This window comes from Micromonospora sp. IBHARD003 (assembly GCF_056106285.1).
The window spans coordinates 3,291,729-3,304,491 of the sequence record NZ_JBWBBX010000001.1 but is presented as its reverse complement, the minus strand read 5'-3'; the positions used below and the strand labels follow the sequence as shown (position 1 = coordinate 3,304,491).

Here is a 12,763-nt window from a genome sequence, read left to right as displayed (position 1 = left end):
GGCGCCCGGGTAGGGAGCGATAGCCTTGGTGCCGTGATCAGCGCGATACGCCGCGGGGGCAGCGCCGCCCCCGGACCGCGCCCGGGACGCCACAGCGGCCGGGTGCGAGCTGATCTTCCCTGCGGCCCGCGGAGTCGCGGCCCGCATCTCGTGCCGGGCCCGCCGCCGGAATTCGCCGAACATGGCTCGGACATCTCTCATTGCGGCATAGCGTCGACCTTGACCGGACACCCCGCGTCGTGGCGATGCGCCAACGTTTCCACCTACGTCACGCAACGGCGCGCGACAGGAGCCAGAGGACATGCAGACCAAGCTGGACGAAGCCAAGGCCGAGTTGCTCGAAAGGGCCGCCCGGGTAGCTGAGCACAGCCCGGGCGGGGGGCAACTTCCGACTGGGTCCGACGGCGGGGAGGTGCCTGACCAGGGCAAACTCCTTGCCTATCTCCAGCGCTACTACCGGCACACCGCCCCCGAGGACCTCACCGACCGTGACCCGGTCGACGTCTACGGTGCCGCTGTCTCGCACCTCCGGCTCGCGGAGAACCGCCCGCAGGGCACGGCCAACGTCCGGGTGCACACCCCGACCGTCGAGGAGAACGGCTGGACCTCCAGCCACTCCGTCGTCGAGGTCGTCACCGACGACATGCCGTTCCTGGTCGACTCGGTCACCAACGAGCTCACCCGCCAGGGACGCGGGATCCATGTGGTGATCCACCCGCAGATCACCGTGCGCCGCGATGTCACCGGCAAGCTGATCGAGGTGCTCCGCGGCGAGCAGAACGGTGCGGGGCTCCCCCACGACGCCGTCGTCGAGTCCTGGATCCACGTCGAGATCGACCGTGAGACCGATCGCGCCGATCTCAAGCAGATCACCGCGGACCTGCTCCGAGTCCTGTCCGACGTCCGCGAGGCCGTCGAGGACTGGGAGAAGATGCGTGACGCCGCGCTGCGTATCGCCGACGAGCTGCCCGGCGAGCCCACCGCCGACGACATCCGCGACGAGGAGGTAGCCGAGGCCCGCGAGCTGCTGCGCTGGCTCTCCGGCGACCACTTCACGTTCCTCGGCTACCGCGAGTACACCCTCGTGGACGGCGACGCCCTGTCCGCCGTACCGGGCACCGGGCTCGGCATCCTCCGCTCCGACCCGCACCACGGCGGCGACGACGCCCACGGCCACCCCGTGAGCCCCTCCTTCAACCGGCTGCCCGCCGACGCCCGCGCCAAGGCCCGCGAGCACAAGCTGCTGATCCTCACCAAGGCCAACAGCCGCGCCACCGTGCACCGCCCGTCCTACCTCGACTACGTCGGCGTCAAGAAGTTCGACGACAAGGGCAACGTCATCGGCGAGCGGCGCTTCCTCGGCCTGTTCTCCTCGGCCGCGTACACCGAGTCCGTGCGCCGTGTGCCGGTCATCCGCCGCAAGGTCGCCGAGGTCCTCGAGGGGGCGGGCTTCTCGCCGAACAGCCACGACGGCCGCGACCTGCTGCAGATCCTCGAGACCTACCCGCGCGACGAGCTGTTCCAGACGCCGCCGGACAAGCTCCGCGAGATCGTGACCAGCGTCCTCTATCTGCAGGAGCGCCGCAGGCTGCGGCTGTACCTGCGCCAGGAGGAGTACGGGCGCTACTACTCGGCGCTCGTCTATCTGCCGCGTGACCGCTTCAACACCACCGTCCGCGAGCGACTGACCGGCATCCTCAAGGAAGAGCTCGACGGCAGCAGCGTCGACTTCACCCTGATGAGCACGGAGTCGGTGCTCACCAGGCTGCACTTCGTCGTGCGCGTCACGCCCGGGAACGAGCTCGCCCACCTCACCGACGCCGACAAGGACCGCATCGAGGCCCGGCTCGTCGAGGCGGCCCGCTCCTGGGCCGACGGATTCGCCGAGGCGCTGAACGCCGAGGTCGGCGAGGAGCGAGCCGCCGAGCTGCTGCGCAAGTACGGCAACGCCTTCCCCGAGGGCTACAAGGCCGACCACTCGCCGCGCGCGGCCGTCTCCGACCTGTCCCACCTGGACCAGCTCACCAGCTCCGGCAAGGACTTCTCGCTCTCCCTCTACGAGCCCGTCGGCGCCGCTCCCGGCGAGCGTCGCTTCAAGATCTACCGGCTCGGCGAACAGGTGTCGCTGTCCTCCGTGCTGCCGGTGCTCAACCGCCTCGGCGTCGAGGTCATCGACGAGCGCCCGTACGAGCTGCGCTGCGCGGACCGTACGCACGCCTGGATCTACGACTTCGGCCTGCGGATGCCGCTCCTCTCCGGGAACGGCGGCGACTTCCTCGGCGACGACGCCCGTGAGCGCTTCCAGGACGCCTTCGCCGCCGTGTGGACCGGCGCCGCGGAGAACGACTCCTTCAACTCGCTCGTGCTGCGCGCCGGACTCAACTGGCGCGAGGCCGTGGTGCTGCGCGCCTACGCCAAGTACATGCGCCAGGCCGGTTCGACGTTCAGCCAGGACTACATGGAGGACACCCTCCTCAACAACGTCCACACCACCCGGCTGCTGATCAACCTGTTCGAGGCCCGGATGTCGCCGGACCGCCAGCACGCCGGCACCGAGCTGATCGACGGACTGCTCGAGGAACTGGACTTCGCGCTCGACCAGGTCGCCTCGCTGGACGAGGACCGGATCCTGCGCTCCTTCCTCACCGTCATCAAGGCCACCCTGCGCACCAACTTCTTCCAGGAGGCGGGGGGCGGCACGCGGCACGGCTATGTGTCGATGAAGTTCGACCCGCAGGCCATCCCCGATCTGCCGGCGCCCCGCCCGGCGTACGAGATCTGGGTGTACTCGCCGCGCGTCGAGGGTGTGCACCTGCGCTTCGGCAAGGTCGCCCGCGGTGGTCTGCGCTGGTCCGACCGGCGTGAGGACTTCCGTACGGAGATCCTCGGCCTGGTCAAGGCGCAGATGGTGAAGAACACCGTGATCGTGCCCGTCGGCGCCAAGGGCGGCTTCGTCGCCAAGCAGCTGCCGGACCCGGCGGTGGACCGCGACGCCTGGCTCGCCGAGGGCATCGCCTGCTACAAGACCTTCATCTCCGCGCTGCTCGACATCACCGACAACATGGTGGCGGGCGAGATCGTGCCGCCGCACGACGTGGTGCGCCACGACGAGGACGACACCTACCTGGTCGTCGCCGCCGACAAGGGCACCGCCACCTTCTCCGACATCGCCAACGAGGTCGCGGTCGCGTACAACTTCTGGCTCGGCGACGCCTTCGCCTCCGGTGGTTCGGCGGGCTACGACCACAAGGGCATGGGCATCACCGCACGCGGTGCCTGGGAGTCGGTCAAGCGGCACTTCCGCGAGCTCGGCCACGACACCCAGACCGAGGACTTCACCGTCGTCGGCGTCGGCGACATGTCCGGTGACGTGTTCGGCAACGGCATGCTGCTCTCCGAGCACATCCGGCTGGTCGCGGCCTTCGACCACCGTCACATCTTCATCGACCCGGAGCCCGACGCGGCCGTCTCGTACGCCGAGCGCCGCCGGCTGTTCGAACTGCCCCGCTCCTCCTGGGCCGACTACAACAAGGAACTGCTGTCGCCCGGCGGTGGCATCCACCCGCGCACGGCCAAGTCGATCCCCGTCAACTCCCATGTCCGCGAGGCCCTCGGCATCGACGAAGGGGTCACCAAGCTGACCCCCGCCGAGCTGATGAAGGCGATCCTGCAGGCGCCGGTGGACCTGCTGTGGAACGGCGGCATCGGTACGTACGTCAAGGCCTCCTCCGAGTCCAACGCCGACGTCGGCGACAAGGCCAACGACGCCATCCGCGTCAGCGGCGAGGAGCTGCGGACCAAGGTCGTCGGCGAGGGCGGGAACCTGGGCCTGACCCAGCTCGGCCGTATCGAGTTCGCCCGGGGCGGCGGACGCGTCAACACCGACGCCATCGACAACAGCGCGGGCGTGGACACCTCCGACCACGAGGTGAACATCAAGATCCTGCTGAACGGCCTGGTCGCGGACGGCGACATGACCGTCAAGCAGCGCAACAAGCTGCTCGCCGAGATGACCGACGAGGTCGGCAGGCTGGTGCTGCGCAACAACTACGCGCAGAACGTCGCCCTGACCAACGCCGTGGCGCAGTCGCCGAGCCTGCTCCACGCCCACCAGCGCTTCATGCGCAGGCTGGGCCGGGAGGGCGCGCTGGACCGGGCGCTGGAGTTCCTGCCGAACGACCGGCAGGTCCGGGAACTGCTGAACAACAGGCAGGGCCTGTCGCAGCCCGAGCTCGCCGTGCTGCTCGCCTACACCAAGATCACGGTGGCGGACGAGCTGATCGGCACCTCGCTGCCCGACGACCCGTACCTGCGGAGCCTGCTGCACGCGTACTTCCCGAAGGCGCTGCGGGAGAAGTTCACCGACGCGGTCGACGGGCACGCGCTGCGCCGCGAGATCGTCACCACCGTGCTGGTCAACGACACCGTCAACACCGGTGGCTCGACCTTCCTGCACCGGCTGCGCGAGGAGACCGGGGCGTCGATCGAGGAGATCGTCCGGGCGCAGACCGCCGCCCGCGCCATCTTCGGGCTCGGCGAGGTGTGGGACGCCGTCGAGGCCCTCGACAACGAGGTCGCGGCGGACGTCCAGACCCGTATCCGGCTCCACTCGCGCCGGCTCGTCGAGCGCGGTACGCGCTGGCTGCTGGGCAACCGGCCGCAGCCGCTGGAGCTCACGGAGACGATCGACTTCTTCGCGACGGGTGTCGAGCAGGTCTGGGCCGAGCTGCCCAAGATGCTGCGCGGCCTCGATCTGGAGTGGTACCAGGGGCTGCTCGAGGAGTTCACGGCCGCGGGCGTTCCGGACGGACTGGCGATGCGCGTCGCCGGGTTCTCCTCCGCGTTCCCGACGCTCGACATCGTCGCGATCGCCGACCGCACCGGCAAGGACCCGCTGGCCGTGGCCGAGATCTACTACGACCTGGCCGACCGGCTGCGGATCACCGAGCTGATGGACCGGATCATCGAACTGCCGCGGGCCGACCGCTGGCAGTCCATGGCCCGTGCGTCGATCCGCGAGGACCTGTACGCCGCGCACGCCATGCTCACCGCGGATGTGCTCGCGGTCGGCAACGGCACATCCACGCCGGAGGAACGCTTCCACGCCTGGGAGGAGAAGAACGCCGCGATCCTGGGCCGGGCGCGTACGACGCTCGAGGAGATCCAGGGCTCGGACACCTTCGACCTGGCGAACCTCTCGGTGGCGATGCGCACGATGCGGCAGCTGCTGCGGGCGCACACCTGACGGCGGTGAGCCCGGGGCCGGCCGGGCTGTGAACGAGGGGCGCCCGACCACCGCATGGTGGTCGGGCGCCCCTCGTTCTGCCCCTCCGGTCGTGAACCGGTGGGCGTGGCGTCCCGGCTGTGCCCCTGGCTATGCCCGCGGCAGGGCCACCCTCACCGGAGAGTGGCCCTGCCGCGGGCCGGCCGTCACTCGGCAAAGACCCCGAACTCCCTGAGGGCCCAGCCGTAGTCGGTGGCCGGCTTGCCGGTCACGGCCGACACCCAGCTCCTGACACTGAGCTGGACGTAACGGGCCTTGGCAGGCGGGACGGTGTGGGTGCGCAGCTGTCCGCAGCGCTTCATGCCGTCGGCGCAGCCGGTCGTACCGCCCGCGTCGGTTTCACTGGCCACGGTGGTCCAGTGGGTACCGTCCTCGGACACCTTGATGTCATAGCTCACCGGGTAGTTCTCCTTGTCCGGGTCGACGACCATCCGCCCCACAGTGGCGGTGCGGCCGAGGTCGACCTGCAGGCTCCACGGAGCACCCGTGTTCGACTGCGCCATGGTCCCGGGGTTGCCGTCGACAGCGTTCTCAGTGGGCTTGCCCCACTCGACCGCCGGCGTTCCGCCGATCATCTTGACCGGCTTGGAGCGAGCGAGGTTCGGGTCCGGCGCCGGCGGGGGCGTCGACGCTCCCCAGGCTTGCGGCGCCTCGTTCATGGTGAAGTCGAGGCGTCCGCCACCCATGAGGTCTCGATGGCTCAGGAACGGCTTGGTGATGCTCCTGCCGTTCAGTCCGAGCGCCTTGACGTAGGGGCGGGACGCCGCGTGGGGAGCCGTGATGACCAGGGGGCGGTGTGCTCCCGGGAGATCCACGCTGACCTTGTCGAAGAAGGGGCTGCCCACCGCGTACTGGCCGGAGGCCGGGTTGACCGGGTAGATACCCATCGCGGAGAACAGGTACCAGGCCGACATCTGGCCGCAGTCGTCGTTGCCGGACAGGCCGTCAGGGGCGTGCTTGTAGTTGGCGTCGGCGATCTGCCGGACCAGTTCCTGGGTACGCCACGGCTGCCCCGAGTAGTCGTAGAGGTAGGGGACGTGGTGGCTGGGTTCGTTGGTGTGGTTGTTGTGGCCGCCGGCGAAGTAGTTGTCCAGCCATGAGCCGAACTTGGCCTTGCCCCCCTTGAGGTCGATCAGACCGGGGACGTCGTGGAGGACGTCGTTGGTGTACACCCACTCGTCGCCCTCGGTCCAACCCCCCTTGGCCCAGGACCCGTCCAGATTCCGCGCCTGCATGAAGCCGGTCTTGCCGTTGTACAGCTTCTTGTAGGTGCCGCTGCGCTCCAGGAAGTACTTCGCGTCAGCGTTCTCGCCCACCGCCTTGGCGACCTGCGCGACGGCGTAGTCCTCGTAGGCGTAGTCCAGGGTCCGGCTCGCCGCTTCCGCGGTGCGGTCCGCCGCGACCCAGCCGTTCTTCTTGTACCAGGTCAGGCCGGCCCGGGCCTCGACCGGAGTGCCCTCCTGGCGGTCTGAGTACCGCAGCTCGGTGTCCTTGTCGGGAGGAGTCATCGCGTTCTTGCGGACCGCCTCGTAGGCGAGGTCCCGGTCGAAGCCGCGGAACCCCTTGGCGATGGCCTCCGCGATCAGCGAGTCCGCGTTCGTGCCCACCATGATGTTGGTCTCGTTGAGGTTCTTCCATATCGGGAGCCAGCCGCCCTGTCTGTAGTCCTGGAGCATCGAGGTGATCATGCCGTCGACGCGCTCAGGCGCGAACATCATCAGGAACGCGCTCTGCGCCCGGTAGGTGTCCCACAGCGAGTACCCGGTGTAGCTCACTCCCTTGTGGACCTTGTCGTCGTAGGCGCTGTAGTAGCGACCGTGCTCGGACATCTCCGACGGGTACTGCAGCGCGTGGTACATGCCGGTGTAGAACGTCGTGAGCTGGTCGTCCGTGGCGCCGCTGATGCGGACCCGGTCGAGCTTCTCCGCCCACGCCGCCCGGGTCTTCGCCACGGTCGCGTCGAAACTCCGGCGGTTGGGGGCCTCCTTGTCGAGGTTGGCCCGCGCCTGGTCCACGGAGATGAACGAGGTGGCGATGCGCACGGTCACGGTCGCCGTGCCGGAGGGGAACCGCACATACCCCGAGACGTTCTCACCCGTGCGGTCGGCCTGCCCCTCGTGCTGTGTGGCACCGGTCGCCGTGCCGTAGCTGTCGAACTCCGTGCAGAAGCGTGCGACGAAGTAGCCCTTGAAACCCGATGCCTTGAACGGGCCGAGCTTGCTGTCCTGACGGTCCGGGTTGTAGCCGGTGATCTCCCGCCTGGCGGGGTCGATGTGCACGTTGCCGGTCTTACCGGACCTCGTCGCCTGCATCACGAAGTTGGCCGCCGCCCCGCGGGGATAGGTCATCCGGAGAACGCCGACCCGGGAGGTCGCGGTGAGCTCGGCGCGCAAGGTCTGCCCGGGCGCCGGGTGCATGTTCACCGTGTACTTCTCGGGCGTTGCCTTTTCCTCGCTGTGACTGAACGGCAGGCCGCGATCCGCCTGGGCCGTCTTGACGGCACCGACTCCCGGCATGCCGACCGCGTACCCGGAGTCGCCCATCCAGATCGCGGGCTGGTGTGTACCGATGAACCCGACGATCTTCGAGTCATCGTGGTGATAGGGCAGGCGGCTGACGTAGTTCTCGCGGGTCATCGGCGACCACCGCGTCATCGCGAAGGGCGGTGCCGTACTCGGGATCATGCCGCCGTACTCGGTCTCGCTGCCGCCCGCCGTCCCGATGAGCGGGTCGACCCTGTCCACGTTGGAACCGCGCGGGGCACCCGAGGGTTGCGCGACCGCCAGATCTCCTGCGCCACCCGGGGGAACCAGTGCCACCAGCAGCCCCATGAGGATCAGGGCTGCCCGCCACAAGGGGGTCCGTCGCGGCGGTACTGCCTGCGAGGCGGGGGCTGCCCGTCCAACACGGGCAGGGCCCACTCGTATACGCATCATGTCTCCACGCAAAGAGGAAGGAAGCGGATCGGATGTGGCGCGGTGACTGTGATGACAACGTTGTCACTCGCGGCGATGGGCGACATTATTGCGTGGTTGGGAACGCCTGGTGAAGATGCCGGACGGACGAACTTTTTCTTGGCCCGGATCGCCAACCGGATTACGGCGCATACGAGTTCGCCGGCATCCGGGATCGGTCGACCCCCGGATGCCGGCGCTGCGGCACTCCCGCGCCCATTCCTCGGGCGCGCGCTCCCGCTACTTCTTGCGGGTGAAGGCCTCGTACGCGGCGACGACTTCCTTGGCCGGCCCGTCCATCCGCAGCGTCCCCGACTCCAGCCACAGCGCCCGGTCACAGGTCTGTGTGATCGTCGAATTGCTGTGGCTGACGAGGAAGACCGTCCCGGCTTCGCGGCGCAGCTCGGCGATCCGCTCCTGGCTGCGGCGCTGGAACTTCGCGTCGCCCGTCGCCAGGGCCTCGTCGATGAGCAGGACGTCATGACTCTTGGCCGCGGCGATGGAGAAGCGCAGCCGGGCTCCCATACCGGAGGAGTACGTCCGCATCGGCAGCGAGATGAAGTCGCCCTTGTCGTTGATGCCGGAGAAGTCGACGATCTCCTGGTAGCGGTCGCGGATCTGCTCCCGGGTCATGCCCATCGCCAGACCACCGAGCATCACATTGCGCTCGCCGGTCAGATCGCCCATGAGGGCGGCGTTGACGCCGAGGAGCGACGGCTGGCCCTGGGTGTAGATCTTGCCCTTGGCGGTGGGCAGGAGACCGGCGATCGCCTTCAGCAGGGTGGACTTGCCCGAGCCGTTGGAGCCGATCAGGCCGACGGCCTCGCCCTTGTAGGCAACGAAGCTGACCCCCTTGACCGCGTGGACCTCACGGCCGCCCCTGCCGCTGCTGTCCGGCCTGCGGGAGAGGATCCGGCTCAGGGCGGCGGTAGCGGCGCCCCGGCCGCTCTTCGCGCCGTTGACCTTGTAGGTGATGTGGACACCGTCGACGACGATGGTGGGGATCATGTCCTGTGTTGCGATGTGGTCAGCCACGGCCGTACTGCTCCTCCGCCTTCCAGAAGTACACGAATCCGCCCGCCCCGGCGAGCACGGCCCACGCGAGTGCGGCCGCCCAGACATGCGGCGGGAGCTGGGCGGAGGTGAAGCTGTCGATGAGCGCGAAGCGCATGAGGTCGATGTAGACGGCCGCCGGGTTGTACTGCAGGGCGAGCACGAGCGCGTGCGGCAGATGGGAGTCCTTGAGCACCGCGTGGAGGCTCCACATCACCCCCGACCCGTACATCCAGGTACGCAGCACGAACGGCATCAGCTGGGCGATGTCCGGGGTGCGGGAGGCGAGCCGGGCCATGGCCATCGACAGGCCCGTGCTGAAGAGTGCCTGGAGCAGCAGCGCGGGGATCGCCAGCAGCCAGGAGGCCCGGGGGAACTGCCCGAAGCCCATGACGATCACGACCAGGGCGCCCATGGAGAACAGCAGCTGCTGGAGCTGTTGCAGGGCGAGTGCGACGGGCAGTGCGGCGCGCGGGAAGTGCAGGGCCCGGACCAGACCGATGTTGCCGGAGATCGCCCTGGTCCCGGCAAGAATCGAGTTGGCCGTGAAGGTCCACACGAAGACGCCGGTGACCAGGAACGGCACGAAGTCCGCCACATGATGGCTGGTCTTGAGCAGCACTCCGAAGATGACGTAGTACACGGCCGCGTTGAGCAGCGGGGTCATCAGCTGCCAGACCTGGCCGAGCTTCGCCTGGCTGTACTGCGCGGTGAGGCGAGCGGTCGCGAACGCGGTGATGAAGTCCCGGCGGGACCAGAGCTCGCGGATATAGGCGCCCAGGGACGGGCGGGCCCCGCTGACGCTCAGGCCGTGCCGGACGGCGAGCGCACTGAGGCTCTCCGCCGCCGTCGGCGGTGGGACCGGCCTGATGATCGTCTGGCTGCTCACGCTCACACTCACACTCGTCGGGTTCGCCGGGGCAGAGGATCGCTTACGACGCCGGAACGGACCCGTATCGTCGCTACGGCGAGAGTAGGGCCGATTTACGTCGCAACGCAACCGTCTCGTCGTCACGGGTATGCTCGTGGACATGACCACGGACCGGGGAACCCCACGCCGCGCCCCCGCGGGAGCCGCCGTGCTCCGGGAGGATGTCACCGAAGCCATCCGCGCCGCGGTCTTCGAGGAGCTGGCGGCGGTCGGCTTCGCCCGGATGTCGATCGAGGGCATCGCGCGACGGGCCGGGGTCGGCAAGACGGCGGTGTACCGGCGCTGGAAGTCCAAGCTCTCCCTCGTCCTGGACCTGGTCTCGGCCTTCGCTGCAAAGGGCCTGCCCGCCCCGGCGACCGGCTCGCTGTACGGGGACGTCCGTGCGCTGCTCGAAGTCGCCTCGCACGCCCTGCGGCACCCGATCGCGTCCCAGGTCATCCCCGATCTGCTGGTCGAGGCGGCCCGTCATCCGGAGATCTCCCAGGCCATCAAGGCGGCCCTGCTCGACAGCCAGCAGGGGGTCGCCGCGATCGTCGTACGCGATGCCGTGGCGCGCGGTGAGCTGACCGAGTCGGCGGATGCCGACCGCGCGCTGGACCTGATCATCGGGCCGCTGTACTGGCGGCTGGTGGTGGTACGGAGCGACCTGCCCAAGGGGTACCTGGACGACTTGGCGGCATCGGCGGTGGCGGCGCTCACCCGGGTCTGAGGGCGCGGAGCGCCGCTTGTCCAGGCGCTCGTGGGCGCGTGCGGAAGCGGCGTGCGCTGGGCCGGGTGGGTGAGGGCGACGTCCGGTGCGTAGCCCCCGCCGAACGGGTCTCGTTCTCCTGGAGAGCGGGCGGACGGCGCGCCCGAGGGGGAGTGGAGGCACTCCATGAGCTCACCGGTCGGCGCGATCGGCGCGCACACCATGGGCGGCGCCGGGGCCGCAGGGGACGCGAACGCCATCAGCAGTACGGCGTCCGACGCGGACCCCACCAGGAATGCCCGGTCCGCCGCGGACTTCACCGGCGGTACGGCGTCCGCCGGGGACACCTCCGAGCGCAGGGGATCCGGCGCGGGCGTCCCTGACGCCCGGGGCGTTCCCAAGGTCCCCGATGTCACCGTCATCGTCGCGATCCGCGACGCCTCACCGCCCCAGCTCCGCAGATGTCTCGACTCGCTCGCCGGGCAGACCATCGGGCGCGAGCACATCGAGATCCTCGCGGTCGGCTGCGGGCCCAGGGTCGGTGCCGCGGTCGAGGAGGAACGGTTCTTCACGGGCTGTGCCGCCACCCCGAACGACGCACTCGACCGTGCCCGCGGCCGCTACCTGTTCTTCCTCGACGCGGGCCGCTTCCTCGGCCGGGAAGCACTGGCACGTCTCGTCGACGCCGCGGACCTCCACGCCGGCGACGTCCTGTACGCCAGGGCCGCCGGAGCGATCGGCGAACCCTTCACCCGCACCCGGCACGGCGTCTACCTCGACCAGCCCGGGCTGCCCGGGGAGCTGTCGTGCGCCAAGCTGTTCCGCAGGGAGCCCGTCCTCGGCCGCTACGGGCTGCGGTTCGGTGAGGACCTCGCCACCGCGGCCGCCGAGCAGGCCTTCGTACTCGAAGCCCTCTTCCGGGCCCGCCGCGTCTGTGTACTCGCGGACTACGACTACAGCTTCCCGGCGCCCGGGAGACCTGGCGCCGACAGCGGCGCGGCCATGGGCACGGCCCCCGCACGCACCACCGCGGTCATGGGTGGCGCCGGTGCACTCGGTATCGAGGAACTGCTGCGCGGGACGTGCGCGGCGATGTCCGTGACCACCCGCTTCACCCGGCCCGGTCCGCTCCGCGACGGCTTTCTCCACCGCCACTTCGCCGAAGAGGTGGACCGGCTGACCGGCCGCTGCTTCCTGTACGCGGCGGAACCGGTACGGCGGCGGGTCTTCGCGGGACTGCGCGCACTGGTCGCGGACCACCTGGACGACGCCCTGCTCGCACGGCTCGACCCCGCACTGCGGCTGCGTCTGGCGTACGTACGCATCGGGGACCTGCCCGGTCTCGTCTCGGTCGTCCGCTACGAGACGGCCCACGGAGCGCCGCCCCTGCGTACCGACCTGGTGGGTGCGAGCTGGCAGCGCGCGGGAGTCGCACGCCACGCCCTCGTCATCACCGCCCGCAGCCCGCTCCCCGGTCTCGCGGCCCTCGACGCTGCCCCCGTACGCCTGGCCGGTGGTCCGGAGGCGGGCAGGATCCTGCTGCGGACGGCGCCTGTCGGCGGCGGTACGGAGATCGAGGCGCGGATCCCGGCCGACGCCTTCCCGCCGGGCCGTACCCAAGTCGGCCTGCGCACCGCGTTCCTCGGCATGGAACACCTGGTCACCATGCCCGCCGAGGTCCCGCCCCGGCGCGCCCACGCGTTGCGCGGACTGCGCCCGTACCGGCTCGACGCGGCCGCGGACGGCGCCCGGGGCCTGCTCGTCGCCGTGGCCCCCGTCCGGCTGGGTGGTCCAGGGCGGCGCGGGCCGGGCGAGCGCGAGCGCTGAGCGGGGCAGGGCAGGGCGCAGCCGGG

6 protein-coding genes are annotated in these 12,763 nt (G+C 69.8%); 3 read left to right on the top strand and 3 right to left on the bottom strand.

Translation table 11 applies throughout. From position 1 onward, the window contains the following. Positions 1-301: 301 nt before the first annotated feature. Complete coding sequence (locus ACTWOL_RS14670; RefSeq protein WP_474297136.1) at positions 302-5,245, top strand: NAD-glutamate dehydrogenase; 4,944 nt, start codon at positions 302-304, stop codon at positions 5,243-5,245. 185 nt (positions 5,246-5,430) lie between these two features. Here ACTWOL_RS14670 and ACTWOL_RS14665 read toward each other — a convergent pair whose 3' ends face one another. From ACTWOL_RS14665 to ACTWOL_RS14655, 3 genes are all read right to left on the bottom strand, one after another. Further along, positions 5,431-8,115: a GH92 family glycosyl hydrolase gene (locus ACTWOL_RS14665; protein WP_474297135.1), complete on the bottom strand. Its 2,685-nt coding sequence runs from the start codon at positions 8,113-8,115 to the stop codon at positions 5,431-5,433. A gap of 363 nt (positions 8,116-8,478) precedes the next feature. Further along, on the bottom strand, positions 8,479-9,246 hold the full coding sequence (locus ACTWOL_RS14660) for an ABC transporter ATP-binding protein (RefSeq protein WP_474301163.1): 768 nt from the start codon (positions 9,244-9,246) through the stop codon (positions 8,479-8,481). A gap of 19 nt (positions 9,247-9,265) precedes the next feature. Then, complete coding sequence (locus tag ACTWOL_RS14655) at positions 9,266-10,165, bottom strand: ABC transporter permease (protein WP_474301162.1); 900 nt, start codon at positions 10,163-10,165, stop codon at positions 9,266-9,268. A gap of 157 nt (positions 10,166-10,322) precedes the next feature. Between ACTWOL_RS14655 and ACTWOL_RS14650 the strand changes: the two genes are divergently transcribed. After that, positions 10,323-10,931, top strand: coding sequence for a TetR/AcrR family transcriptional regulator (locus ACTWOL_RS14650; protein ID WP_474297134.1), 609 nt, complete (start codon positions 10,323-10,325; stop codon positions 10,929-10,931). Between the two features lie 165 nt (positions 10,932-11,096). Beyond that, on the top strand, positions 11,097-12,737 hold the full coding sequence (locus ACTWOL_RS14645; RefSeq protein ID WP_474297133.1) for a glycosyltransferase family 2 protein: 1,641 nt from the start codon (positions 11,097-11,099) through the stop codon (positions 12,735-12,737). Positions 12,738-12,763: the final 26 nt, after the last annotated feature.

Bases quoted from the DNA above. Each gene is read 5' to 3' on its own strand.
- ACTWOL_RS14670 (WP_474297136.1), top strand. From the start codon at position 302: ATGCAGACCAAGCTGGACGAAGCCAAGGCCGAGTTGCTCGAAAGGGCC.
- ACTWOL_RS14650 (WP_474297134.1), top strand. From the start codon at position 10,323: ATGACCACGGACCGGGGAACCCCACGCCGCGCCCCCGCGGGAGCCGCC.
- ACTWOL_RS14645 (WP_474297133.1), top strand. From the start codon at position 11,097: ATGAGCTCACCGGTCGGCGCGATCGGCGCGCACACCATGGGCGGCGCC.
- ACTWOL_RS14665 (WP_474297135.1), bottom strand. From the start codon at position 8,115: ATGGGGCTGCTGGTGGCACTGGTTCCCCCGGGTGGCGCAGGAGATCTG.
- ACTWOL_RS14660 (WP_474301163.1), bottom strand. From the start codon at position 9,246: ATGATCCCCACCATCGTCGTCGACGGTGTCCACATCACCTACAAGGTC.